Origin of the sequence: Shewanella sp. SNU WT4 (assembly GCF_006494715.1) — a bacterium.
In the GTDB taxonomy this organism is placed as follows: Bacteria; Pseudomonadota; Gammaproteobacteria; order Enterobacterales; family Shewanellaceae; genus Shewanella.
Map to the genome: position 1 here is coordinate 3580496 of NZ_CP041151.1, position 26816 is coordinate 3607311.

At 45.4% G+C, this 26816-nt stretch carries 26 protein-coding genes; 10 read left to right on the forward strand and 16 right to left on the reverse strand.

Annotated features, from left to right (window positions below; translation table 11 throughout):
* Positions 1-6: 6 nt before the first annotated feature.
* A complete protein-coding gene (locus tag FJQ87_RS16260) occupies positions 7-1434 on the reverse strand; it encodes an IS4 family transposase (RefSeq protein WP_140930426.1) in 1428 nt (475 codons plus the stop codon).
* A gap of 64 nt (positions 1435-1498) precedes the next feature.
* On the opposite strand from FJQ87_RS16260, the gene FJQ87_RS16265 reads away from it, so the two are divergent.
* Together FJQ87_RS16265 and FJQ87_RS16270 are read left to right on the forward strand one after the other, a co-directional pair.
* Entirely contained in the window at positions 1499-1792 is a 294-nt protein-coding gene (locus FJQ87_RS16265; RefSeq protein ID WP_140933502.1) for a hypothetical protein, read from the forward strand.
* A gap of 87 nt (positions 1793-1879) precedes the next feature.
* On the forward strand, positions 1880-2287 hold the full coding sequence (locus FJQ87_RS16270; protein WP_140933503.1) for an META domain-containing protein: 408 nt from the start codon (positions 1880-1882) through the stop codon (positions 2285-2287).
* A 75-nt stretch (positions 2288-2362) separates the two neighbouring features.
* Here the strand turns inward: FJQ87_RS16270 and FJQ87_RS16275 are convergent, their stop codons facing one another.
* The 5 genes from FJQ87_RS16275 to FJQ87_RS16295 form a co-directional block, all read right to left on the reverse strand.
* A complete protein-coding gene (locus tag FJQ87_RS16275; protein ID WP_140933504.1) occupies positions 2363-3673 on the reverse strand; it encodes a dicarboxylate/amino acid:cation symporter in 1311 nt (436 codons plus the stop codon).
* Positions 3674-3815: 142 nt separating this feature from the next.
* On the reverse strand, positions 3816-4100 hold the full coding sequence (locus tag FJQ87_RS16280; RefSeq protein WP_140933505.1) for a DUF4234 domain-containing protein: 285 nt from the start codon (positions 4098-4100) through the stop codon (positions 3816-3818).
* Between the two features lie 201 nt (positions 4101-4301).
* Positions 4302-5663, reverse strand: a complete 1362-nt coding sequence (locus FJQ87_RS16285; RefSeq protein WP_140933506.1) for an L-serine ammonia-lyase — start codon at positions 5661-5663, stop codon at positions 4302-4304.
* A gap of 77 nt (positions 5664-5740) precedes the next feature.
* Entirely contained in the window at positions 5741-7021 is a 1281-nt protein-coding gene (locus FJQ87_RS16290; protein WP_140933507.1) for a serine/threonine transporter, read from the reverse strand.
* A gap of 495 nt (positions 7022-7516) precedes the next feature.
* A complete protein-coding gene (locus FJQ87_RS16295) occupies positions 7517-10093 on the reverse strand; it encodes an acylase (RefSeq protein WP_140933508.1) in 2577 nt (858 codons plus the stop codon).
* Positions 10094-10386: 293 nt separating this feature from the next.
* Between FJQ87_RS16295 and yjjX the strand changes: the two genes are divergently transcribed.
* The 6 genes from yjjX to FJQ87_RS16325 all read left to right on the forward strand — a co-directional run bounded on the left by yjjX (position 10387) and on the right by FJQ87_RS16325 (position 15229).
* Positions 10387-10923, forward strand: coding sequence for an inosine/xanthosine triphosphatase (gene yjjX / locus FJQ87_RS16300; protein ID WP_140933509.1), 537 nt, complete (start codon positions 10387-10389; stop codon positions 10921-10923).
* Positions 10924-10926: 3 nt separating this feature from the next.
* On the forward strand, positions 10927-11844 hold the full coding sequence (locus tag FJQ87_RS16305; protein ID WP_140933510.1) for a bifunctional helix-turn-helix transcriptional regulator/GNAT family N-acetyltransferase: 918 nt from the start codon (positions 10927-10929) through the stop codon (positions 11842-11844).
* A 129-nt stretch (positions 11845-11973) separates the two neighbouring features.
* A complete protein-coding gene (locus FJQ87_RS16310; RefSeq protein ID WP_140933511.1) occupies positions 11974-13014 on the forward strand; it encodes an NADP(H)-dependent aldo-keto reductase in 1041 nt (346 codons plus the stop codon).
* Between the two features lie 74 nt (positions 13015-13088).
* Complete coding sequence (locus tag FJQ87_RS16315; RefSeq protein ID WP_140933512.1) at positions 13089-14315, forward strand: cysteine desulfurase; 1227 nt, start codon at positions 13089-13091, stop codon at positions 14313-14315.
* On the forward strand, positions 14312-14746 hold the full coding sequence (locus tag FJQ87_RS16320) for a SufE family protein (protein WP_140933513.1): 435 nt from the start codon (positions 14312-14314) through the stop codon (positions 14744-14746). Before FJQ87_RS16315 ends, FJQ87_RS16320 begins: the two co-directional genes overlap by 4 nt.
* A 144-nt stretch (positions 14747-14890) precedes the next feature.
* Positions 14891-15229, forward strand: a complete 339-nt coding sequence (locus FJQ87_RS16325; RefSeq protein ID WP_140933514.1) for a cation diffusion facilitator family transporter — start codon at positions 14891-14893, stop codon at positions 15227-15229.
* Between the two features lie 79 nt (positions 15230-15308).
* Here FJQ87_RS16325 and FJQ87_RS16330 read toward each other — a convergent pair whose 3' ends face one another.
* The 4 genes from FJQ87_RS16330 to mdh all read right to left on the reverse strand — a co-directional run bounded on the left by FJQ87_RS16330 (position 15309) and on the right by mdh (position 18725).
* Positions 15309-15683, reverse strand: coding sequence for a PH domain-containing protein (locus FJQ87_RS16330; RefSeq protein ID WP_140933515.1), 375 nt, complete (start codon positions 15681-15683; stop codon positions 15309-15311).
* Positions 15684-15823: 140 nt separating this feature from the next.
* Positions 15824-17122 (reverse strand): PAS domain-containing methyl-accepting chemotaxis protein, encoded by a 1299-nt coding sequence (locus tag FJQ87_RS18990; RefSeq protein WP_140933516.1) that lies wholly within the window; start codon positions 17120-17122, stop codon positions 15824-15826.
* A gap of 157 nt (positions 17123-17279) precedes the next feature.
* Positions 17280-17636 (reverse strand): dihydroneopterin triphosphate 2'-epimerase, encoded by a 357-nt coding sequence (gene folX, locus FJQ87_RS16340; RefSeq protein ID WP_206194406.1) that lies wholly within the window; start codon positions 17634-17636, stop codon positions 17280-17282.
* Positions 17637-17789: 153 nt separating this feature from the next.
* Positions 17790-18725: a malate dehydrogenase gene (gene mdh, locus FJQ87_RS16345; protein WP_140933518.1), complete on the reverse strand. Its 936-nt coding sequence runs from the start codon at positions 18723-18725 to the stop codon at positions 17790-17792.
* Positions 18726-18984: 259 nt separating this feature from the next.
* Between mdh and argR the strand changes: the two genes are divergently transcribed.
* Positions 18985-19455: a transcriptional regulator ArgR gene (gene argR / locus FJQ87_RS16350; protein ID WP_140933519.1), complete on the forward strand. Its 471-nt coding sequence runs from the start codon at positions 18985-18987 to the stop codon at positions 19453-19455.
* Positions 19456-19535: 80 nt separating this feature from the next.
* Here the strand turns inward: argR and FJQ87_RS16355 are convergent, their stop codons facing one another.
* The 6 genes from FJQ87_RS16355 to FJQ87_RS16380 form a co-directional block, all read right to left on the reverse strand.
* Positions 19536-20471 carry a Dyp-type peroxidase gene (locus FJQ87_RS16355; protein WP_140934168.1) on the reverse strand — a complete coding sequence of 312 codons (936 nt, stop codon included), beginning with the start codon at positions 20469-20471 and terminating at the stop codon, positions 19536-19538.
* Between the two features lie 251 nt (positions 20472-20722).
* Positions 20723-21805 (reverse strand): ABC transporter ATP-binding protein, encoded by a 1083-nt coding sequence (locus FJQ87_RS16360; protein WP_140933520.1) that lies wholly within the window; start codon positions 21803-21805, stop codon positions 20723-20725.
* A complete protein-coding gene (locus FJQ87_RS16365) occupies positions 21802-23430 on the reverse strand; it encodes an iron ABC transporter permease (protein ID WP_140933521.1) in 1629 nt (542 codons plus the stop codon). The genes FJQ87_RS16360 and FJQ87_RS16365 overlap by 4 nt, the downstream gene beginning before the upstream one ends.
* Before the next feature lie 51 nt (positions 23431-23481).
* The gene (locus FJQ87_RS16370; RefSeq protein ID WP_240778937.1) at positions 23482-24459 is read right to left on the reverse strand and encodes a Fe(3+) ABC transporter substrate-binding protein; all 978 of its coding nucleotides are present in this window, start codon (positions 24457-24459) and stop codon (positions 23482-23484) included.
* A 321-nt stretch (positions 24460-24780) separates the two neighbouring features.
* Positions 24781-25377, reverse strand: a complete 597-nt coding sequence (locus FJQ87_RS16375; RefSeq protein WP_140934169.1) for a glutathione S-transferase N-terminal domain-containing protein — start codon at positions 25375-25377, stop codon at positions 24781-24783.
* A 7-nt stretch (positions 25378-25384) separates the two neighbouring features.
* A complete protein-coding gene (locus FJQ87_RS16380) occupies positions 25385-26125 on the reverse strand; it encodes a ferredoxin--NADP reductase (RefSeq protein WP_140933523.1) in 741 nt (246 codons plus the stop codon).
* Positions 26126-26548: 423 nt separating this feature from the next.
* On the opposite strand from FJQ87_RS16380, the gene FJQ87_RS16385 reads away from it, so the two are divergent.
* The gene (locus FJQ87_RS16385) at positions 26549-26743 is read left to right on the forward strand and encodes a hypothetical protein (protein ID WP_140933524.1); all 195 of its coding nucleotides are present in this window, start codon (positions 26549-26551) and stop codon (positions 26741-26743) included.
* Positions 26744-26816 lie beyond the last annotated feature (73 nt).

Consider the following 26816-nt stretch of genomic DNA (forward strand, 5'->3'; position numbering starts at 1 on the left):
CAGATCTCATAGCGTTTCTCCGGCTTCAAATAGGGCTTTGGCTAAGCGATACCCCTTTACCTGAGCCTGAAGATCATCCCATCCCTCCCAAATCGTGGACCAGCTGGCCATTCCCGTGCGCTTGCTATCATTAAAGCCTCCTAGTTTGGCCAAGGATTGATAAGCCCACTTCATATTTGGGGCTTCTTTGCCTTTATGTCCCCTTGGCTTGTAGAGCTGCATCAGTACTCGCCATTCATCATTCTCTAAGACATTGCTGCAGCTTTGATTTTCCATGCTTTGCGCTGCTTCGATTTGCCCTCTTTTTCTCAGATAAATTGGCAGGCTCATCACTTCCCGAAGTTGCAGTAGCCGCACACCAATAAAGCAAAGTATCGAGGCCGCTCGCTCAAGGTTGTCTGGCGATGTCATGCGTAACCTTTCAACCCCCGCGCCGGTTTTCCACGCCTTATGAAAGTCCTCAATGCGCCATCTAGTGGTATAAATATCAATCACATGAAGTTGCTGCGCCAACGTGTCAATCGGCTCACTGGTCAGTAGCATCCAAGATAGTCCATCTTCACCTTGGGGAGGATTGAGCTCTTGTGCGTACACCACATTAATCGCATGCTGCTGACGATTATGTTTGATGTTAACCGCACTGGCTTTGAGGGTGAGTTTGGCTGTTCGCGAGGGACGATTCTTGCTTTTCCCACTGGCTTCCTTTATGCCTTTTTGTGGGATGGCGATGGTGTATCCGCCGGTAACGGGATGACTATCCATGTGCTCAAACAGCTTAGCCTCGTATTCTACTAGGTTTCTTGCATGTTTTGCCCGCACCACAAACCGTTCACTATGTGATTGTTTATCCGATAAATAATGCATGATATCCGCTTCTCTATCACACACTGAGATCACTCGCGACATGTGAGCCTGCAAGCGTTGCCGCGTAAAATAGGATGCATCGGCCCATTTACCGCTCTCTTTTTCATCGGCCTCGTTGGGATTATCAGGTCGACACCACCAATCTTGGTGGATCAAGCCCAAGGTCCGAGAAGTATGGCTATCCAGTAGCAAGACAGAATGAACCCACCAACCACGAGACTTATCGGTAGGTTTGCCTAATTTCCCTAATTCAGACGCCACACTGTGCTTATAACTCAGGGCTGTCGTGTCTTCGAGAGCAAGTATTTCATTTATATTTTCAATCGCTTGGGCGGTGCGAGCAAAACCGGCGGCTCTGATCATAGATGGGCTAACATTATCATTGCGGATCAATCGATAGGCTCCTTCGAGTTTGGCATCTTCACCATTACAAGATCTGGCAACCGATTTACCGCTGCCAACCGCCATGTGTTCAGCGACGACGGTTAACCTTGCCGCTCGTCGTTTATCACCTAGCTCAGCATGATGAAAGTGATCATATGCCCATTTGTTCGGGTTAAAAATTGACATTAAAAATGATGAAGTGAGTGAATTTGCATGATCTGATCATCGCCAGTCAAGAAAGTTCCATTTTTTGCTAATAATTTGTGTAGAAGAGACAGCCGCAGATATTGCCGCAAGATACACTGATAAGGACTTTGTGGTGTTAGTGTTCCTTGATTCAGATAGGGATTTACAGCACATTATTCGCCGCGCCGAAAAATCACTGCAGCAGCAGGCCGCTCATCTTGTCCTTGATGCTAACGCGTGCTTCTTTAGCCCAGATTCATCGTCTAAGCTTGCGCCTATGATCCAAATCACCCGAGCAGGCCTTAAATCTCAGCAAACTGAGCCAAGTGTTACTAGTGATTCTCAGATGCGAGTGTAATTAATCGACAATTGTCGCTTTCTTTTTTGCTATCAAGCGATACTTAGATACACTAAGGCCTTAGTACACTTTATTGGGGATGTATTCATGTTTAAACGCGTACTCGCAATCACCACTTTGGCTCTCACTTTAGGTGGTTGCCAAGCTACTACGCCAAGCAGTGACTTAGATCTGATTGGTCAATGGAAAATTGAAACCATCATGGGTCAACCTACGGTTGATTACAGCCCAGCAGAACTGATTTTCAGCGCCGATGGCACCTTAACCGGTAACAACAGCTGTAATCAATTCTTTGGCAAATATGAGTTTGCCAATAACCAATTAACCTTGATGCCAGCCGGCACGACCATGAAGGCTTGTGTTGATGCTTTGATGGCTCAAGAGCAATTAGTGAATCAAGCTATGCCTGTTGTAGCCAGCACTCAATATGCCAATGGCCAATTGAGCCTGCTAGATGGCGAAGGTCAAGTATTGCTGGTGTTAACTAAGCAGTAATTTGATAGCAAAAAACCGCCCGAGGGCGGTTTTTTAATGGCTACAACTCATAACCTTGCGGTTGTCTTTATTGACTCATGCTTGCTTCTGCTCAGCTTCATTCGCCATACGTACGCTGTCTTGAATATCGGCATTATAATGTTCTTCATCAAGCGCATTTTCAGACTTGGCAATCACAGTCGTCGCAACCAAATCGCCTGATACATTGACAACAGTTCGCGCCATATCAAGCAACCTATCAATTCCTGCAATCAAAGCTACACCTTCAAGGGGTAAACCGACGGTAGTTAATATCAAGGTCAACATGACTAAGCCTGCGCCCGGCACACCCGCGGTTCCAATCGATGCTAAGGTTGCGGTTAACACTATCGTCAGGTAATCCACCCAAGTCAAATCTATACCAAAGGCTTGTGCCACAAACAATGCAGTTACGCCTTGATATAAAGCAGTACCATCCATATTAATGGTAGTGCCAAGGGGCAACACAAAGCTTGAAATCTTCTTATTAACACCAAGATATTCACTGGCGCACTTCATGCTTGCAGGCAAAGTACCAGCAGTACTTGAGGTGGTAAAAGCGACAGCCATGGCGTTACTAATTCCTTTAAAAAATTGCAGCGGGCTTAATCCTGCCATCAGTTTTAATACTAGGGAATAAAAGCCAAGAATATGCAGCGCGCAGCCAAGATATACGGCAAAAATCACTTTAATTAGGGGCAGTAACATAGCGGCGCCATACTCACCGGCCACCCATGCCATTAAGCCGAATACGCCATAAGGAGCGAGCTTCATCACCATATCGGTAAGCTTATACATGGCTTCCGCCAAGCTTGTAAATAACGCGATAGCAGGCTTGCCTTGTTCGCCAATCAGCACTAGCGCAATACCTAGAGCCACTGCAAAAACAATTACTTGTAATATTTGACCATTAGCGAGTGCAGCGATGGGGTTAGTCGGAACAATATTGATTAAGGTATCCATGAGTGATGGCGCGGCAACAATAACATCAGAGGTCACAGTACTGGTTAATCCTAAGCCAGCACCAGGTTCAATCAATACGCCGATAGCCAGACCAATACTGATAGCTATGGTTGTGGTCACCAAATAAAAAGCAAAGGATTTAAAGCCGACACGGCGCATGCTCACTGTATCTTGCATTGAGGTGACCCCGACTATCAGGGAGCAAAACACCAAAGGCACAATCAACATTTTAATGGTATTAACGAACAAGGTTCCTATGGGTTTTAACGCCACCGCATCAGGACCTAAGATGATACCTGCAAGAATACCTAGGACCATACCAATCAAGATTTGGCTCCATAGAGGCAAAGATAACCAGCGCGCCCAAGTCGTCGGTCGCGGGTGTGAATTAGCAGTTTTTGTCATGGTAGGCAAACCTTGTTATGCAGTAAATTGACGTCCATCCATGGTGTTGAGCGTCAGCCCAAAAAAGGGGGTCAAAGTCTACCACAGTCACAAAATTGACACGGGTGATCTGCATCACATTTAACGGTGCGCCGCCCTGCGGTTATGCGCTAAATTCAGATTTAGCGGGATTTGCATCAAACTGCTGTGGATGCAGGGATGATGGCGGTTGCTCCCTTAAGATTAAGTGCTGCCAATAAGCCTCATCAAATGCCGAAAACAAATGAAATTGTCGCCCTTCGGCCTTGAGCACAAGTATCCACCATACCAGCCCCCACAAACCTAAGGTAATAATGGTTAACACAAAATGAACCACTAACATTCGAGTGGAAAATAACGGCGCGGGAACTGCTGGATACTGATAGGGTTTATCTTGCACTTTACTCATTGCCACACCTAATTAATGACCATGCATAAGAGTTAGTGTAGCAAGCTTACGACTTTAGTCTAATGCTAGACTTAGACAACTCAGCTCCGTAATTCCCCCGATAAGATATGAACTCGCAGCCTAATTAGCGACATAAATTTTAGGCAAAAAAAACCACAATCAACGATTGTGGTTCTTAAGCAAAGGCTTGCGATTAAGTCATTATAAGTTAATGACGTTAATGGCTAAACCGCCTTGGCTAGTTTCACGGTACTTAGGCAGCATGTCCTTACCGGTTTCATACATGGTAGCAATCACTTTATCTAAGCTCACGGTTGGCTCAGAGCTGCGACGCATCGCCATACGAGTTGAGTTAATCGCTTTCATTGAAGCAATCGCGTTACGCTCGATACATGGCACCTGTACTTGACCAGCAACTGGATCGCACGTTAAGCCCAAGTTATGCTCCATGCCGATTTCAGCAGCGATACATACTTGTACTGGGCTTGCACCCATCAATTCAGCCAGACCTGCAGCAGCCATAGAACAAGCTACACCGACTTCACCCTGACAGCCAACTTCAGCGCCAGAGATAGAAGCGTTACGCTTGTATAAAGAACCAATAGCGGCAGCAGCTAAGTAGAACTTAGTAGATTCTTTCTGACCCACGCTTTGAATGAACTTGTCATAGTAAGCGATTACCGCAGGAATGATACCAGCAGCGCCGTTGGTTGGGGCAGTTACTACTCGGCCACCGGCAGCGTTTTCTTCGCTCACGGCTAAGGCAAACATGTTAACCCAATCAATAATAACCATAGGATCGGCAGATATACGCTCACCTGTGACCAATTGACGATATAAAGCAGGGGCACGACGAGGAACGCGCAGTGGGCCGGCTAAAATGCCTTCAGTATGACAACCGCGCTCGATACCTTCACGCATCACATTCCATACGCGACCAAAGCCAGCATAGACTTCTTCTTCAGTGCGGAATGACATTTCATTAGCCATCATGATGGCGCTGATGCTCATACCGGTTTCTTTACAAATCGCCAGTAATTCTTCAGCGTTAGCAAAAGGATGAGCCACAGTAATATCAGTCGCTGCAGTTTTGCCGAAGTTTTCTTCGTCAACCACAAAACCACCACCGATAGAGTAGTAAGTCTTGCTGTACTCAAGCTTGTCACCCACCCATGCGTGGATCTTCATGCCGTTTTCATGCAAAGCCAAAGCTTCAGTATGGAAAACCATGGCATCACTTGGGAAATCAACAGTATGGCAATGCAGACCAACAGCTAAACGACCAGTTTGCTCAACACGCTGAATGAACTCAGGAATAGCTTCAATATCAACATTTTCAGGGCTGTTACCAGCTAAACCCATGATGATAGCGATATCGGTATGGTGACCTTTACCGGTTAATGACAGTGAACCGTACACATCCACAGTAATTTTGGTAATGTCACGTAAGCTTCCTTTCGAACGTAAATCATCAATAAATTCTTTAGCCGCTTTCATAGGGCCAACAGTATGTGAACTCGAAGGGCCCACACCAATTTTAAAAATATCAAATGCGCTAAACATAACTATATAACCTCAAAAACGCAGAAATCGGGCCAAATGGCCCGATCCTTGGGAACACTGTTTAGACTGACTTGGGATTAGCCAAGTAAACCGAACAGGATAGCGGTCATAGACAACAGACCAGCAATAATAACGAAGATATTGCTTACACGACCACGGTATTGCTTGAGAGCTGGAACCTTGTACACAGCGTACATAGGCATCAGGTACAAGATAGCCGCGATGATTGGACCACCCAGAGCTTCAATCATGCCCAAAATGCTTGGGTTAATGATGGCAACGCCCCAGATAGTGATGAACATGAAGCCAAGAATAAACTTGTTAACACCGGCTTCATTCACTTCTTTACCAGCACTTTCGTACTGCTTAACGATCAGACCACGCATACCTTCGCTGGCACCTAAATAGTGACCGAAGAAAGAAGATACGATGGCGATAAAGGCAATCAGCGGCGCAAAGTAAGTTACAAATGCACTGTCATGAGCGTTGGCCAAGTATGACAGGATAGGTAAGTTTTGTGCTTTAGCTTCAGCTAATTGCGCTGGAGTCAGAGACAATACACATGAGAATACGAACAACATCACGAAGCCAACCAACATCAGTGAAGTGTTACGTAAAATGACGTCCGCTTTACGAGAAGCATTCACACCATGGTCACGCTTTTGCGATACCGCAAACTGTGAAATCGCAGGTGAATGGTTGAAAGCGAAAATCAGTACTGGAATAGTTAACCAGATAGTACCTAAGAAATCACCGGCCGCTGGGATTTGCTCTAATGCAGAGGTATTCCAGTTAGGGATTAAGTACAGAGACATAAATGCCAGGATAGCCACTAATGGGTAAACCAGGAACTGAGTTACTTTCAACATCAGTTTCTCACCTGCGATCATCACAGACATCATGCCTAAGATCAGAACGCCAGATAATATCCAACGTGGCAGAGATTCCATGCCTAATTGGTTTACCATGAAGCTATCAACAACGTTGGTGATACCAACACCGTAAATTAATACGATAGGATAGATAGCGAAGAAATACAGTAAAGTGATGGCTTTACCAGCGCCTTTCCCAAAATGCTCTTCAACTACTTGAGTAATGTCGCTGCCTTCAATTTTTGAAGAACACACGAAACGAGATAAGCCACGGTGAGCCAGATAAGTCATAGGACCAATCAAGATAGCCATCACAACTAGCGGCCAAAAACCGCCCATACCAGCATTGATAGGTAAGAACAAAATACCAGCACCAACTGCAGTGCCGAACAAGCTCAGCATCCACGTGGTATCTTGACGGGTCCAAGGCAGTTTAACGGCCTTGGTCTCGGTTGGTGCTTGAGCACCGGTCGCATTTTTTTGCATATAATTACCTTTGCACTGTAAACAGCTAATATTTATTTTATTTGCGCAAAGGATAGCGTTTTATGCTGCAAAAAACATGTGGAATCGCTAATTTAAGTCATGAAATTTCAGATTAAACCGATATTGAGATCTAGATCGCCAATTTGACGTCATTTTATTTCAAAGGCGCAGCGTTAAATCCACAAAAACAACGATCAACAGCAACATCAGGATTACCTAAATGACTTGCGAGCAATCTTACTCAAAAAAATCGCCCCTAGCAAAAACCTTTGCGGATCACAAATACAGTCATTTTGTGACGAGCACCAAAGAGGTGTTTAACTAGTGAGATCTGCATCACTATCGAAACTGTTAATATTTAACAACTAACCTCACATTTTACAACCCTGCTAACTCCAAAAAAAATTAAATCATTAAATTACAATCACTTAATAAGATATAAATGTCAAATGCCGCAGTCTAGACTGCGGCATTTGCTCAACCACTCGCAACCTATTATTTGTTAGTTAACGTCATGCTAGAAATTAGGTTGGCTTCAATCTCCGCTGGGGTGAATAACAGCGGTCTTAAGCCTTCACCGCGACTATAACGCTCAGTCTGATCGGCAAATTCCGCGCGCTGAATGTTACTCGACTGCGAATAAGTCAAAATCCCACGAGCCTCAGGCCCCTCATCGGTAAAGTTAACCAAGAAAATCCAACTCGAACCATAACGAATGGGATAACCTTCAGCGGTTAGACCAGAGGCAAGAGGCTTTTTGGTTAACGCATCCACTGAACTTGGATAGGTATGCTGAGGTATTAAGGTGTCATCCCCACTTAAGCGGGTAGAGAACACGTTAAAGCCGCCTTCTACATGATGACTGCCAGGCCATGGTAAACGCTGCCCGCTAGGCAAACCATTAGGCAATGAGCGCTCAACAAATTGTACATCCCCAAGAGGCGCTGCCACAGTAAAGCCTGCCGCTTCCAAATTCAAACTTGCGCGCGCTAAGGTTACTAACGCGCTGCCATCCTTGCTTAAGGTGTTTGGCGTAGTCACAGGATTAGTGGCATCAAACACGCTGGTTAAGTGCTTTGTTTGATCAAACAAATGCGCAAACTCACGAATAAGTGCGCCGCCTATGCTGTCGGTATCTTGGCGACCATTCCACTGCGTAAGCGCCGCACATGCCGCGCTAATATCCACTTGTTGAGTGGCGGATACGGCAACGGGCGTACTGCCTTGCGCTTGGCAATGAGCAATCAAATCGCTACCAACTAAGTCCATCAAATAGATGTGATTACCTAGCATGGCTTGTTCAAGTTCATCTAAATTAAATTTGCCATCACTGCCGCCACCCGTTTGCAGCAAGCTCAGTCCCATGCGAGTACGCAGCGATAACGCCTTATTAAGATTGCCATACATAGGTGAGAAATAGACTAATGGCTCACTCGGGTTAGTCATCCAAAAAGAGTCGTTAGAGTTCTGCACAAAGTCACTGCGCAGCATTTTCGGCGCATATTGATAAGCTGTTGGCCCATCGAAGGCAAACATAGAAGTGTTACCCGGCAAAATGGTAAAGCCCGCCTTGGCTTTTGCTGCATTGATATCAGGTGAGGTTTTTAACAGCACAACGGCGGCCTCAGACAAACCAGGCACTGCAGAGTCATCAATATAGAAGGCATTACCTTCTTTATCGGCATACATAGTATTATTGAAAATTAAGCCATCATAGTCTTTCATGGCTTGGGTAAATTCATCCAAGTTAGTGGCCATATTCATGGCGAACCATTGATCTAACGGATCGCTATTGCCTGAGTTAACATCTTGAACCATAAAGGCTTGAGTATCAGTCCAACCAAATGGCGCGACTGATGCTGGCGCTTCTAGCATAGGTCCTTTGGCGGTGAGATAAATATCCTTCTCAGCCACTAAAATCCCCGCACGCCCAGCATTAACCTTAATGCTGACCGTTTCTTTGCTGATAGGTTTTAATGCGCCATCAAAGAGATAGCTCATGCGATCGCCAGATTTAAGCTCCAAGTTATACACCACAAAATGCTCAGACGTTGAGAAGGTATGAGTCCAGGCTAAATCTTTATTAAAACCAATGTTAATAAGCCCAGGCATACCGACTAATGAGCCGCCCATCATGTCTAAATGGCCAGGAATAGTGGTATGAGATTGCCAAAAACGTAAATTACCTGTGTGCGGAAAATGCGGATTACCAAGCACCATGCCGCGGCCACTTTCAGTTTTATCGCGGCCAAGGCCCCAACCGTTAGAGCCTAAATCTCTTGGATTTTTTTCAGGTAAGGTGATGTTATTGCCATGGGCTAGCAGTTTGCCCTCGAGCTCAGTGGTAAATTGCTGGCGCGCAGTAGCTAACTGTTCATTAGCCGGCGCAGGTCCAGCAATACGCGGTAAGTATTCATCACCATCGCCAGGGTTGGCGTAAAAAATTAAATCTAAGAAGTTAGCCGCGCCCGGTAATGCGGTGATCGAGAATATATAAGTGAGGAAATCGACTTCACTAATGGGCTTAACCCAAGGTTTGCCAGCGCAAAATGGTTCTGGCTGACTTTCTTTACCGGAAGTGATATCCGCCAAATATTGGTTATAGCCAGACACAAAGCCCATGATTAACGCTTTAGACTTATCAGTCATGGTTGGCCATTTAGCTTCGGCCATTGATCGGACTTTTAAAGCTTTATAACCAAAGTCAGAAATCAAGTTGCCGTTATCTTCACTCGTTGGCATACCTGTGGTGAAATCAAGTGAGGCGTGCGGACCAAAATAGAGTGAACGCTCAGAGTTAGCTTTAATAAAACCATCGGCCAAGATACACAAGTTATCTTGCGCCTGCACATAAGCACTGCCATAAGCCAAACTTTGCAAATTATCGGCTTGAATATGGGGCACACCGTAAGTTGTGCGCTTTATGCTGGCGCTGAGCTTACCGTCTGGCGCAAAAATTGGCACCTCGGCGACTTCAGGTCCGACAGCATCATTGCTATCGCTATTACAGCCAGCCAATAAGAGTGAGCTAGTCACTCCCATCATGGCGAGTATGAGTCTGTTGAATTTCATTATTATTATCCTTATTTGGTTACCCGTGCGACCTAATGGCGACAGGGCGCACTCCATTGACAGTGAGCTTTGTTAGCATAAATGCTGCCGTTTACTCAGCGTGCTGGCGCTTAGCAACTGAGCTGCACTCGCGACTCTTTGGGGCTAAGTCTAAGTTAGGCTTGGCCTTGATGAGCACTTGGGGATAGCTAAGCGCTATGGCACAATGTCATAAGCAAGATACCTAAAGCGCAACAATATTCAAACAAAGCATTAAACAATCGCATAAAAAATAATGTAAGGTAACTTTTTAGATGGCAAGTCAACTTATCTCCATCACAGTGGGCTCACTGAATCCGGTGAAAATTGCCGCAGCGCAGCAAGCTTTCAGTGAGCTATTTCCAGATGTTCACATTGAATGCCAGGGACTTTATGCCCCATCCGGGGTTAATGACCAACCTATGACGGCCAGTGAAACGCGCCTCGGAGCCCTTAATCGCGTCAAATTTTGTCAAGCTCATGCCAAGGCAGATTATTTTCTTGCCATGGAAGGCGGCGTCGATATGTTTGAAGATGGACCGGCCACCTTTGCTTATATAGTGATAGCCCACCAAGATACCTTCAGCGTCAATCGTAGCGCTAGCCTGCCCTTGCCAACACAAGTCTATGACGCCTTAGTTGCAGGTGAGGAGCTAGGTGATGTCATGGATGCCATGTTTAATACCGTCAATGTTAAGCAAGCAGGCGGCGCTATAGGGCTACTCACCAATGGGGTAGCGAGCCGTCAAAGCAATTACGTGCAAGCCATTATTTTAGCCATGGCGCCGTTATTACATCCTGCGAGATACTAATTTATGACAGCCACAGAACAAGGAATGTTAACCACTGTGATGCAACTGCAAGATAGCCTCGCTCAACTCACGCAAATAGAGCCCCATGCGCTTAACTGGTTACAGTTTCAATATCTCAAACAGCTTAACCAGCAAGCCCTTGGCGTCAGTGCTTTAGCCCAACTATTTAAGGTGGATAAATCTAATGCCAGTCGCCAACTCAAGCTGCTAGCGCAGCACGGCTGGCTTAACATGCTAGATTCTAGCCGTGATGGCCGCGCGCGCATGGCCGTGATAACTCCAGCAGGAAGGCTGCAATATTTAGATTATCAAAGCCAAGTGGATAAGCGCTTCGCCTTAATTCAAGCTCAGTTCACAGCGCAGCAATGGCAGCAGCAACAAGAACATATAACGCGCTTACATAAAGCTATTCGTCAAAGCCAATTACAACAAGGGTTTGAATTACGAGAGATTGAACCTAAAGATAATCAGGCCATTGCTAGTATCATTCGCCAAGTATCCGCTGAATATGGCTTAGGCGCCGACCAAGGCTTTGCCGTAGCGGATGTCACTTTGGATAGCTTGGCAGCTGTGTATCAAGCCAGTGGCAGTGGGTATTGGGTCATAAGTTATCAGGGCAAGTTACTCGGCGGTGGCGGCATAGCGCCGCTAGCAGGTAGCAATCCCACTGATAAAATATGTGAGCTGCAAAAAATGTACTTTTTACCCAGTCTGCGCGGGCGCGGCTTGGCGCGGCGTTTAGCCCAGCACGCCTTACAATTTGCAAAGGATGCGGGTTATCAGCAATGTTACCTTGAAACCACCGCCCGCTTAACGGAAGCCATAGCCCTGTATCAATCCCTTGGGTTTGAATCTTTATGCGCCGCGAAAGGCAATACTGGCCATAACTCCTGTGAATTGGCTATGTTAAAGCAACTCTAATGAATTCGCTTTGACTGGTCATAACGACAGCTGTTTAAGTTTTAGGCATATAAACAGGCAAGACTAGGCAGATGTGTCTTGTCCTGTTAGCCTGAAATTCACAGAGATCATTTAGTTAAAGGTGTGCCAATGGAATATTATCGCCTGCCCCATTCTTCTCTTAATGTCAGCAAACTTTGCCTTGGAACTATGACCTGGGGCGAACAAAACACTCAAGCCGAAGCCTACTCACAACTGGACTTTGCCATAGGTAAAGGCATCAATTTTATCGATACCGCAGAAATGTATCCGGTGCCGCCTAAGCACGAAACACAAGGTGAAACCGAGCGTATTTTAGGGCGTTATCTCAAGGAGCGAGGTAACCGCGATCAGTTGATTATTGCCACTAAAATTTCAGCCCCAGGTGGCAAGAGTGACTATATCCGGCCGAACATGGCGCTAGATTGGAATAATATCCAGCAAGCGGTTGATGGCTCATTACAGCGCTTAGGCATTGATTGCATTGATCTCTATCAGCTACATTGGCCCGATCGCAATACTAACTTCTTTGGCCAATTACATTATGAGGCGCAGGAAAACGAGCACTTTACTCCCATCCTTGAGACCCTTGAAGCCTTAGCAGAAATGATCCGCCTCGGTAAAATTCGCTATATCGGGGTGTCAAATGAGACACCTTGGGGCTTGATGAAATTTCTGCAATTGGCTGAAAAGCATAGCTTGCCGCGCATTGTTTCAGTGCAAAATCCTTATAACTTACTCAATCGCAGCTTTGAAATTGGTATGAGCGAAATTTGTCATCGTGAATCCTTGCCACTGCTAGCTTACTCGCCCATGGCATTTGGTGCCTTAAGCGGCAAATATTGCCATAACCAATGGCCTGAAGGCGCACGCATGACTGTGTTTAAGCGCTTTAATCGCTATTCAAACAATCAGCAAGCCCTCGATGCCACTCAAGCTTATGTTGATTTAGCCCATCAGCATCAACTGAGCCCAGCGCAACTTGCCCTTGCCTTTGTCAATCAGCAGTCCTTTGTGGGCAGTAATATTATTGGCGCCACCAATTTAGCCCAGCTCAGTGAAAACATAGATAGTCTATCGCTCGCCTTAAGCCCTGAAATCAAGCTCGCCCTCAATGAGCTTGCCAAGCAATATCCCGTGCCTTGCCCATAAATCCCTGCTTGCAATAGGCCTCGAGATCCTTGAAGATCCCGAGGCCCTTTTCATGCTCTTGGTTTCTAACAATTATGCCGACACGACTTGAGTCAGACTTTAGCTGGCAAAGCGATCTTCGCAGTCAATTTCCCCTGCTAAATAACCAACCTATTTGTTATTTAGATACTGCAGCTACCAGTCAAAAGCCGCGCAATGTCATTCGCTTAATGGATAATTACTACAGTCAGCATAATGCCAATGTGCATCGCGCTGCCCATCAATTATCCGCGAGCGCCACTCAAGATTTTGAAAGCGTAAGAGATAAAGCCAAAGTCTTTATTAATGCTAAGCGCCGTGAAGAAATTATCTTTACCTCAGGCACGACTATGGGCGCCAATATGCTGGCCTTTGGTTTAACTGATTTACTGACGGCCGCTGATACCATATTAATTGATAGCGCTAACCATCACGCCAACATTGTGCCTTGGCAACAATTGGCCAAACGCACTGGCGCAAAGTTAATCGCCATAGGCTTAGATGCTAACCTGCGTGTTGATAACGCCGCCTATGCGCAGCTATTAACTGAGCATCAAGTCAAAATCGTAGTGCTAAGCCATGTCTCTAACGTATTGGGTACAGTAAGTCCCATTCAAAACCTCTGCCAGCAAGCCAAAGCGCATGGCGCCTTAACGGTTGTCGATGGCGCGCAGGCCATTGCCCATATGCCTGTCGATGTTACAGCTATCGATTGTGATTTTTACTTATTCTCCGGCCATAAAATGTATGGCCCGACTGGCGTTGGCATTCTGTATGGCCGCTATCAAGCACTGGATACGCTCGCGCCCATGATGACTGGCGGCGAGATGATAGCCTCAGTGAGTTTTGAGCACAGTGAATTTGCCGCGCTCCCCCATAGGCTAGAAGCCGGCACACCGCCGATTGCCGAAGTCATTGGCCTTGGCGGCGCCATAGATTTTATCAAGGCTCTGCCAAATAACTGGCAAGCCTGTGAACAGGCACTATTGCACAGGCTACAGACAGGTCTTAGCGCCTTCCCCAACATCACCTTATATGGTGCTCATAGCGATAACCTAGCCGTCGTCGCATTTAATATCAATAATGAGCATCATCAAGATGTTGGTATGTTATTAGATCAAATGAATATTGCTATTCGCTGCGGCCATCACTGCGCCGAACCCTTAATTCGCAGCTTAGGCTTAAGTGGATGCTGCCGCGTATCTATTGGCATTTACACCACAGAAGCTGACATTCAGCAATTTTTAGACGCCATGGCGCAAGTATTGGAGATATTGGGATGATAATGCCAGCCCCTGGGCTATTTCAATGGAATACCGCCGCACTTGGGCAAGCCGTGAGCCAATTAGCTTTGCACCAACAGTGGCAAGATAAATACCGCTTATTGATGCAACTCGGTAAGCAATTACCTAGCCTTGATGGCCAATGGCGAGTTGACAGCGCCCAAGTTCAAGGCTGCGAAAGCCAAGTGTGGCTCTATCACCTTGCTATCGAACAACAGCATTACTTCTTAATCGACAGCGACGCTCGCATCATTAAAGGATTAATCGCACTAGTGCTAAACGGCGTACAAGGCAAAACAGCGGCGCAAATTGCGGCCTTTGATGCCAGCGCCTGTTTTGAACAATTGGGGTTAAGTCAGCAACTAAGTCCATCAAGAACCAATGGCTTAGTCGCAGTTGTTAATAAAATCAAAAGCTTGAGTGACCACTAATGGGCAACCTAAGCTATAGCCTCACAATAATGAACCGCAGATGGCTTAGGCTTAATTTATGCCTGCACCTAACTTGATCTAGATCACGCTTTGTAAACTAGTTAAGCGTAGCCTTAAGCCATAGGTTATTTAAGGATTGTTATTATGAGTAAGCATGACCACAAGCAAGGCACGCATCAGCAAACTAACCATGGCGTTCAACACACTGCTGAATTTGAGCATGAAAAGATGGAGCGCCGTTATGGTGATGGCCTGCAACATCAACATGATAAAGATCATCATGACTATCGTGAGCACGAGCAAAGCCATCCACACACTCAACATGGCGGCGACGCTGTAGGACACAAGCATCCCGAGCAAACTCATCCGCATCGTCATGAGCATGAGCATGAGCATGATGAACATAAGCATCACAAGACCAAGATGCATGATCACAAAGAGCCAAGCAGAGAGCACCATAAAACTGCTCACAGCCAAGATTAATGCGAGTGCGATTTTAGCCATAAAAAACGCGACGTTAAGTCGCGTTTTTTTATGATTTAGTTAGTCAAAACTCAAGCGCTTAAAGTACAAAATTAGCTATGGTGCGCTGAATTTCAACCACATCAGTGCCGCGCTTTAACTCTTTAATTAATGGCTCTTTTTGCCCAGAAATCCACAATTTTAGTTCAGAGTCCAAATCAAATCGGCCTGCGGTTTCCACCTCAAAAAAGGTAATCGACTTATAAGGGATAGATTGATAACTCACCTTTTTACCGGTAACGCCTTGTTTATCAATTAAGATTAAACGCTTGTTCGTAAAGATAAACAAGTCGCGCACCATCTTATAAGCCAGTGCTATTGTTTCACTATCGGCCAGAATTGGCCTAAGTTCAGTGTCTAATTCCACTAAATCTACGGCACTGGCATTGCCCATTAAGGCATTTAATAAACTCATACTCACTCCCTTTGGCCAAACATTAACACCTAAGTGCTATTAAGCTACAAAACCTAAGCTTGTGCCAATAAAAAACCCACCAATAAGGTGGGTAATGGCGAGCTTAGTTAATCATTAACTGGGTAGACTCAATCAGGAGCCTAGCCAATATTTAAATTAGAGACAGTTTTAGAGACATTATCAGCGCCGCGTTTAATTTCATCCATTACCGCCACAACTTCGCTAATTTGCTGCTTACCGCTTTCAGCCGTATGCGCCACTTTATTCATTAATTCATTCGCGCTTGCCGTTAATGCACGGTTTTCACTCACAACTGCAGCAATTTGATCGGTCGATTGACTGGTACGCGCGGCTAATTGCCGCACCTCATCAGCCACCACAGCAAAGCCGCGACCTTGATCGCCCGCCCGCGCCGCTTCAATCGCCGCATTTAATGCCAATAAATTGGTTTGCTCAGCAATGGCGCTAATGGTGGAGACTATCGCTTCAATGCTTTTTGATTGCTCATTGAGTTGATTGATAGACACTGTGGTTTTATTCACTTGAGCAACAATCACATTGGAGGTTTCAACCGTAGCTTTTAACAAGCTTGCGCCTTGCAACGCAATTCTGGCAGTTTCTTCCGAGGAGGTATAAGCAATGCCTGCGGCATCACGCACTGCGTTATCCTGATTGATCTTATTGGTGATATCTGAGGCAAATTTAATGACTTTACAGACTTTACCAAACTTATCAACAACCGGATTGTAAGTGGCTTCTAACCAGATACTTTGGCCAGATGCTAATTTGCGTTCAAATTGACCTGTCTTAAATTGACCATTTTTTAGTTCATTCCAAAAATTGGGATTATCCTGATAAAACTTATCAAAACAGAACATCTTATGATGTTGCCCAATAATTTGCTCGCGGCTATAACCCATAGCAGTTAAAAAATTATTGTTAGCCGCCAATGTCTTACCTTCAGGAGTAAATTCAATCACAGCTTGCGAGCGGTTTAACGCATCAAACACTGCTGCTTGCGATGCCGCCTGCTGATGTTTAACCGTCACATCGGAAGCGATTTTCATGATTTTGTGAACAATGCCGTTAACTCGGATAGGAAAATAGGTGGCCTCTAACCAAACATCATCGCCTTTTTTATTCAAACGCTGGAAGGTTCCCGATTGTGGACGACCAGAGGCTAAATCCGTCCAAAATTGGCGATACTGAGGGCTGTTGCGATATTGAAGAGTACAAAATATTTGATGATGCTTACCCCGAACTTCATCCAAGGTATAACCTGCGACGCCTAAAAAATGAGAGTTTGCATCTAAAATTGTGCCATCTTGGGTAAATTCGATACAAGCGACACTGTCTTTAATGGCCTGAATTAACGACTCCGTCTCTTGCAACCTGATTTCTGCGTCCGCGAGCTGCGCTTTTAATGCTTTATTAAACATTATGTTTCATCCCTGATTTGATATTCAAGATTATCAACGAGTGCGAATCTGAAGAACATCAATGGCTATTAGTAAATAGAGCATAGCAGTTGTGGCAATTCTTACTATGAATTGTGTGAATTCAACCTAAATCAATGACACCATCTTGTTATCAGGTCTAACGGCTAAACTCTAAGGTCAAAGACACTGAATCTGCAAACCTAAGAGCATGGGGTTTATCTATCGTTACGCGCGCAAATGTCACTTGCGCAGGCTCACAGCAAAGCTGCAAGACATCGGCAGTCAGTCTTTCTAGCAACTTAAACTTACCCATTTCAACGTGTTGAATAATCTTTTTAGTAATGACTTTATAGTTAAGCGCGTGGCTAACATCATCGCTAATAAAGGATTCACCGACGGGATAATGAATTTCAATATTAATAATCACATCTTGCTGCTTATCCATTTCATCGGGATTAAAGCCAATGTAAGTGCGAAGGCGCAGGTTAGTGATCTTAATAATTGCTTGATGAATTGGTAGTGATGTCTGTTGATTCATACACTTAATACTCCATAAATAATGTTCTTTTACCCTAAACGCAATGACGCTAACTTATTACTTAAACAATGTTTAGGCTTTTGCACACAAAAAAAAAGCGCCCGTAGGCGCTTTAGTAAAGCGAATCTATTACTTTACGAACTCAACACCTAATACGATATCAGCTTTTAAAGTATCTAACATGGCATCACGAGCCTGAGCTTCATAGCTACTGACTTCGCCATAAGGCAGTATTTTTTCAATGCCGTGTTTGCCAAGTAAAATTGGCTGAGCAAAAAACTGTGCATGCTCACTTCCGCCATCGACGTAAGCGCATTCAATCACATTCGCTTCGCCATTTAAGCCTTTGACTAAAGACTGGCAGAAACGGAATGCGGCTTGCCCCATAGACAAAGTCGCGCTGCCGCCACCGGCCTTAGCTTCAACCACTTCAGTACCAGCGTTTTGAATGCGTTGTGTCATGCTAGCAATTTCAGCATCGCTAAATTTCACACCTTCAATTTGCGACAATAACGGCAGAATAGTCACGCCGCTATGACCGCCAATCACATTAACTTTAACGTCAGCGACATTAAGACCTTTAGCTTCAGCCACGAAGGTTTCGGCGCGAATAACATCAAGGGTGGTAATACCAAACAGACGTTTCTTATCATACACGCCCGCTTTTTTCAGCACTTCAGCGGCAATGGCAACGGTAGTGTTAACTGGGTTAGTGATGATGCCAATCAAGGCTGTTGGTGCAGTAATCGCCACTTTTTCAATGAGATTACGCACTATGCCAGCATTGATATTAAATAAATCCGATCTATCCATGCCAGGCTTACGCGCCACACCAGCAGAGATTAATACGATATCAGCGCCCACTAAGGCTGGCGTTGGATCTTCACCAGCAAAACCTTTGACCGTGACTGCTGTTGGGATATGACTTAAATCCACGGCAACACCTGGGGTCACAGGAGCAATATCATATAAAGAGAGGGAAGAACCTGCGGGCAACTGAGTTTTTAACAGTAAAGCTAGGGCTTGACCAATACCACCGGCGGCACCAAGAACAGCTACTTTCATAATAATCTCCGTATCTTTAAGATATTTGTGACATACATCCAATTCCTTGTTGCGCCAACATTACTTCATCGTCAACAGAATAGCAATTATCCGTTAGTCGGAGGTTGTAAGTTGATAACAAATTGAATTTGTCGAATAAAACAAAAATATAAACAGGAATTTCACAGTGAATTTTTATTCACAAAAATCGCAATTATGTTGACTCATAGCCGCCTTATATTCAAAATGGAATAGTTTTCATGAATATAATAGAGCCTATATGTCGACCTCAAAGCATCAAGATGATTTAGTTCGTACTTTCAAAGCCGTCTTAAAAGAAGAAAGATTTGGTTCACAAAGCGAAATTGTACATGCCTTGCAAGCTGAAGGTTTTACCAACATAAACCAGTCTAAAGTATCGCGTATGCTCAGCAAGTTTGGCGCTGTTCGTACTCGCAATGCTAAGCAAGAAATGGTGTATTGCTTGCCTGCTGAGCTTGGCGTGCCAACCGCAGGTAGCCCACTTAAAAACTTAGTGCTAGATGTTGATCATAATCAAGCCATGATAGTGGTGAAAACTAGCCCTGGCGCGGCGCAATTAATTGCGCGACTGCTGGACTCCATGGGCAAGTCTGAAGGTATCCTCGGCACTATTGCAGGGGATGACACCATCTTTATTAGTCCATCCAATATCAAGCACATTGATGCTACGTTAGAAACTGTGCGTTCTTTGTTTAACTATTGCGAATAATAACTGCGAATAACACCTGCATCCTTAGATAAAAAACGCACCTAATGGTGCGTTTTTGTCTCTAAAACATCAGCCTAGGTTCAATCAAGATCTCTTAGCATGAAATCTAATGACGGCGCGAAGAACGCTGAACCTGTGACTGCACGGGTAAAGTGCAGTAAGTGATCGTGATGGCCATGACCGTCACCATGGATCATGCTACGCAGCATCAATTCAAAGTGACTTGGATTACAGCACACAGAAATAAACATCAAACCTTGGTTAGTCATTGAGCCATAAGGCATGCTTTGGCGTAAAATTTCTAAACTATTACCGTCAGCATCTTTCAGATTAACCCGTTTAATATGGCTAGTTAATGGCTTATCGGCACTGGCATATTCAATGTTGTCTTGCTTAGTGCGACCAATAATATCTTCTTGTTTTTTAATCGCTAAGCGCTGCCATTTAGGCAACATATGCGCATATTTTTGCACATGGATATAACTGCCACCTTTAAACTCACTATCAGCAGCGCCCACTAAAGCCACTTGCTGTCTGTGTTGACCTTTAGGGTTTTCGGTGCCATCGACAAAGCCGGTTAAGTCACGGCTATCTTGATATCTAAAGCCGCGCTCTTCATCACTAATGTCCACTAGCCCATCTAACATTTGGCAGCATTCGTTAGCAATTTGATGCAGTACATCGTAGCGATCGCAGCGTAAATGCACGAACAAATCATATTCAACCGCAGGCGCTTCAATATGAGTGGCGCTCATCGCTGGAAATGGTGCTAATTGGGCAGGACGAGCTAAGGGATACAAGCTATCCCAGTAATTGGCTCCTATTGCAACAAAGCCATTAAAGGCACAATCACTATGAGTATCTGAACTTTCAAACAGATGCTGAGCCACTGTAGCTAAGCTTGCTTTTAACGCGGGCTCAGCGCCCTCTTTGGCATTAAGCATCAAATAGATGCTATGCAGATTACCTTCGGCACAAATCCCAAGCTGCTCACGAGGCATAAGCTGGTTATCCATGGTCATTGCATTCCTATCAAAGTTACTTTTTTATTATTATCAATAACTTTGACTATGCACGCAGTATAAAGATCAAACTAGCCGAGAAAAGTGTGAACTCTGGCACACACCATCATTAACCCTTGATCATCCTTTAGGCGTTCACACTGAGATGAGCCTGACCCTTTCCGACTCAGCGCTGCCTATCAGTTCAAACTAACATCTGCGATGCAATAACTGCAAGTGCCTAAAAAATGACAAGTTGATCTGTTTTACACTAGCGCACTTTCAAAAATCACTAATGGATGAACTAATACGCTGATATCGACCTGCTCTCCACATTGAAATTCTTGCTGACTGCGCGCAATCAGTAACTCGCTATTCCAGTGCAAACGGTATTCACAGCCATAGCCTAAAAACTGGCGCGATACTATGTGCGCGGCGCCATTGGGGTTGGGCTGCAAACCTATATATTCAGGGCGCAATAATAAACGCCCCTCAAACCCAATAGCCTGAGTTAAGGCTTCTGGGCTTGAAACCTTACCTAAGGCTGTCATCACCTCATGAGTCGATATGACCTTAGCATCGAGATAATTGGCCGCGCCCAAATAATCCGCCACGTATTGACTAGCAGGCCGCGCATACAGGGTCTCAGCTTTGCCTTGCTGCAAAATTTTACCTGAGGTTAAAATCGCTAATTGGTCAGCAAAAACAAAGGCTTCTTCTTTACTGTGGGTCACGAAAATGGCACTGACTTGCCGCGCTTTTAAAATATCGCGCATTTCCATCATCAGTGAGTGGCGCACCTGCGCATCAATATTCGAAAACGGCTCATCAAGTAATAACAAGCTTGGCTCATACGCTAAGGCGCGAGCAATGGCGACTCTTTGCTGCTGCCCGCCCGATAATTGATGCGGAAATCTATGGCCTAAACCGTCAAGCCTGACTAAAGCAAGCATCTCTTCAGTCACTTGCCTTTGCTCGTGAGCGGATTTGCCCTTTAGCCCAAAGACTATATTTTGCGCCACAGTTAAGTGCGGGAATAAGGCATAATCTTGAAATATCATGCCCATGCCGCGTTTTTCAGCGGGCACAAAGACATCGCTACTACACAAGGTTTTGCCCGCTAACACTAAAGTGCCAGCGCTTATCGGTTGCAGTCCGGCAATGGCGCGCAGCAAGGTGGTTTTACCGCAGCCACTTGGGCCCAATAACGCGAGGATTTGCCCACGTTCTAAGCTGAGCCCTAATTGATTTAATACCTTATGGTCTTGATATGCGCAGCTTAAGTCACTGACTGTCAGCGCTAACTCTTCTTTAAGAGGAAAATGCAGTGGCGGCGGCAAGCTGGTCATTGTTGCTCCATGGAACGATTCAATAAAAATAACGGCAATAAACCTACTAACACAATCACGACGGCCCCTAAGGCTGCATGCTCTAACTGTTCATCAGAGACATATTGAAACACATACGTGGCTAAATTCTCATAACCTATGGGTCGCAGCAATAAGGCGGCAGGCAACTCTTTCATGCTTTCAATAAAGACTAATAACATAGCCACCACAGCGCCTTTTTTCAGCAAAGGCAAGTGTACTTGGGCAAATAAGCGCCAAGGTTGGCTACCCATAGTTAACGCCGCCATATCCAAGCTTGGACTAATGCGCTTATAACTGCCCTCTATACTCCCAATGGCGATGGCCGCAAAACGAATGCAAAACGCCAGTACTAAGGCGACTAACGAGCCAGTTAACAGTAAACCAGGTTCAGGCAACCCCAAAAAATGCATACCATCGTTGATAGCAAAATCAAGCCAAGTCAACGGGATTAACACAGCAATGGCCAGCACAGTGCCAGGTAAGGCGTAACCCAGTGTGCATAAACGCGCTGGCATAGCATCAAGCTTACGCGGGCTTACCCGTGAGACAAACTGTAAGCACAAGGCGAACAACAAACACAACACACTCACCACAGCCGCTAACCCTAAGCTGTTTAAGCTGTATTGCCAAAAATTGCTATGCCAACTAACAGCGAAATAGTGAATGCTGTAGGAAATGAGTACCGCCATGGGGATAGCAAATGCCAGCAGCAATAATAGCAAGCAGTAAGCTGTAACTAGCCAAGCTTGCCAGCGTGCTAAGGGCAACAATTCAATGGCAGCAACCTGCCCTGATTTTTGAAATAACTGCTGTTTTCGCCGAGCAAAGCGCTCACTGCCTACTAACAGCAGCACTAACATGAGGATCATCAAGGACAAACGCGCCGCGGTTGTCATGCTGCCATAGCCAAGCCAAGCATCATACACACCTGTGGTTAAGGTCGGGACGGCAAAGTAGCTCACAGTGGCAAAGTCAGCCGCGGTTTCCATGGCAACCAATGCCACGCCGACCGCTAAAGCGGGGCGAGCAAGCGGCAAGGAGATTCGCCAAAACACTTGCCATGAACTCGCGCCCATCACTTTGGCCGCCTGCGGCAAATGCACCGATTGCTCCATAAAGGCCGCGCGCCCGAGCAAGTAAATATACGGGAATAACACCAATGCCAGCATAACCGCGGCGCCGCTTAACGAGCGCACTTGCCAAAAGGAATAATCATGACTGGTTTGCCAACCAAATACGGATCGTAAAGTGCGCTGCACTGGGCCTGCGTAATCCAGCAAGTCAGTGTAAACATAAGCCACTATGTAGGCGGGCATAGATAAAGGCAGCAATAACGCCCACTGCAACCATGAACGCCCAGGGAAATCACAGCGAGCAACCCAAAAGGCAGCCGGCAAAGCCAATAGCAAGGCGCCAACCGCCACTAGGCCGACTAAGAGTAAGGTATTAACTATGTATTGAGATAAGACGGTATCGCGCAAATGAGTAAACACATCAGCGCTTGGCAGTAAGGCTTGGAACACCAAAGCTGCCAAGGGCGATGCAATAATAACAACTATCAATAAGGCGCTGAATGACCAGCGCCGTGACAAGGTAAGGATCATGAATCTTCCGAATACAACTGCAAAATCAGACGATTAAGCATTTTCAGCAATTTACAAATCAAACTTCACTTCATCAAGCAGCTTAACCGCGGCGCTATGGTTATCGGCCAGCGCTTGAATAGGTAAATGATCTTCTTTGAATTTACCCCACGAGGCGACCATAGCTGATGCTGGTACTTGTGGATTGACTGGGTACTCGAAATTGACCTCGGCATATTTAGTTTGAGCTTCATTAGAGGCTAAATATTCCATCAATTTAAGAGTCGATGCTTGATGAGGCGCATGCTTAGTCATGGCCATGCCAGAGACATTAATATGAGCGCCGCGAGAAGATTGGTTAGGGAAGTTAATCACCACAGATTCAGCCCAAGCTTGCTGCTCAGGGTCCATCATCATGCTGCCTAAGTAGTAACTGTTACCTATGGCAATATCACATAAACCTTCTTTCACCGCTTTTACTTGCGCTCTATCGTTACCTTGTGGGCGCTGCGCTAAGTTCGCTTTAAAGCCTTCTAACCATGCGCGAGTTTCAGCCTCACCATGATGGGACAACATAGAGGCAACTAAGGCAATGTTGTAAGGGTGCTTGCCACTGCGGGTACAGATTTTGCCTTTAAATTGCGGTGAGGCTAAGTCTTCATAAGAAACATCAATGGCGCCAAGGCGCTCTTTCGATGAATAAATGTTGCGTACGCGCTTAGTGAGGGAAAACCATAAGTCATCGCGAGAGCGAAATTGCTCAGGAATGGCAGCGCTCAGGCTATCACTCGCGACGGGTTGCACTAAATCTAATTCAACCAATTCCATTAAACGTGAGAAATCAGCCGTTAACACTAGATCGGCAGGAGATAATCGGCCTTCGCGCTTAATGCGTTCTGCGATACCATCTTTGGCAAATACCACATCAACCTTAATCCCTGTTTTAGCAGTAAAGTCTTTCAAAATAGGTTCAATTAAAAACGGCTGACGATAGGAATAGACTGTCACGCTATCAGGTGCTGCCATCAGGGGCGCAGAGATAGTCGCCATAGCCAACACGAGTCCAGATAGTAATCTCATTATGTACAACTCCTTGTGCAAGATGGTAAGTGTTAATGCGCACGCTAATGATAATGGTTATCAATATCGCAAATACTAAACCAAAGTATAACAAGTTGCAATCACATAGCATGGGGATTAATAAGGGATTTTTAACATCCACTAATCACTCGATTACCACCCTATAGATCGTCGTGATCAGGCATAACAGCTAACCACCCAAATAGGGATATTCCTTGTGTGAGCAGATATTAGCTTACACCAGAGTGATATCAGCGAGCGCTAAAGGGCAGACTAGCGCTCGCTACACAGTTAACTTGGGCGTGAGCTTAAAAATACTGCAGAATCCATCAGCCCTTGGTGCCACTTAGCTACCGCCGGCACTACCTTGTACCAAGCTAAGTTACTGTGGCGAAAATCCAGATAATCAAGCAAACACACCAAAGCAATCCGCTCCGCATTGAGGGAATTGCTAGCAATAATGCCTGAGCTTTCGATTTCCCGCAGGCCGCGCAATAAGCTTTGCTCATAGCGCCCACGCCAGAAATCAGACGACAGGCCTTCAGCCGCGCGCATTTGCTCTTGCCTTAACGCCACCGCCGCATCAAGTAATCCTTTCACTAACGAGAACTGACATTGACGCTGCCAATCGTGACCCGGCTCAGGGAATAAACTTGCGTGCGGGGAAAGGCTATCTAAATATCTGGCAATCACTTCGCTATCAAATAACGAGCTGCCGTCACTTAATAGTAAGCACGGGATCTTACCCAGTGGATTGGCTTCTAATAAACGTTGGCTATTATCAAACGGATTAACCATCTCGGTTTGGATAGCAGTAAGCTCTAAGACTTCGACCATGACTCTGACCATGCGAGCGTAGGGTGATGCTTGAGAATAAAGTAAAGTAATCATGATCCTACCAATATTTTTCTAAGGTGATATTGCCTGGCGCACGCCGTAAATTTTTGGTTAACCCCAAAGACTGCAAATAGATATCAGCCTCTTTTACCATCTCGGGATTACCGCATAACATGACTTGTGAATCTGCAGCATTCAATGTCAGCCCGGCTTGAGCTTCAATCTCGCCAGCGATTAACCCTTGGGGAATACGGCAAGATAGACCGCCAACAAAGGGTTCACGGGTCACGCTAATCACTAACCTAAACTGCTGCGGATACGCCTGCTCTAGTGCCCTAAGCTCAGCTAAATAAGCGAGATCGTCCACTTGGCGCACCCCATAAACTAGCACCACCTTGTCAAATCGCTGCCAAGGCTCAGCTGTTAACATCATAGAGATAAAAGGGCCGACCGCAGTACCTGTGGCAATTAACCATAAATGCTTAAAGCCGTTAGGCACTTCGTTTAAGGTCATAAAGCCGGCGGCACTGACCGTCATCTCTATCTCATCTCCCGCAACTAATGCTTGCAGATGCGTCGATAATTCGCCGCCATTAACGGCAACCGCGAGGATTTCACAGTAATCTCGCCCGGGCGGATTGACCAGCGAATAAGCCCGAGCAATACGTTTATCATCTCGCATTATGCTGAGCTTAATAAATTGCCCAGCGATAAAATCCGTTACTCCTGCGCTTAATTTCAGAGAAAATAGCCGGCGATTCCAGTCTCGCCGTTCAAGCACTTTCGCCTTGACCCACATATCAGCCCCTATAAGCCTATGATGATTCAGCATAAGGCAAGAATGACTCAGCTAACAAGCGCATAATTTAAGCAGAAGACTAAAACTTACTCATTTGCTATCTAGCGGCTTTTTAATAAACGCATCTCACAGGCTTAGCTCGCAACTGCCGCCAACTACCCATAAATAAATACATTGCCGCCGCACGCAAAAAACACGAACCCAACCAAGACGATCAACTATCGCAACTACAGCAAACACTAATTGCAACACAGTAAAAACATAAGCAAAACAATCAGGATTAATTATCACGTTAAGACGTTTTTGATTTGTATTTGTACGGAAATGTTTATATCATCCCAAAAAAGTGTGCACCTCATCACAACCAAAAGCACTTTTGCGAGCAAGATTAGATTAGCAAACCATTAATAAGCGCAGAGCCTCATGAACATAGAACCAATGATATCTGTCAATAAAATCGCCAGCGTAAGCTGTAGAAATTGCAGTCGCCTTACTGAGCTTGAAGGTCAAATGCTGTGTTTTAGACAAGGGAAGATTTTTCATCTCACCCCAGTCAAAACCAATGCCAATGCGCTTATCTGTGATGGTTGGCAACAAGGCACTATTAAGCACTCTTAGCGGTAAGCACTCTTAGCAATTAACCCTTAGCGCTTAAATTTCAGTCTTTAGCATTCATCGCTATAAAAAATAA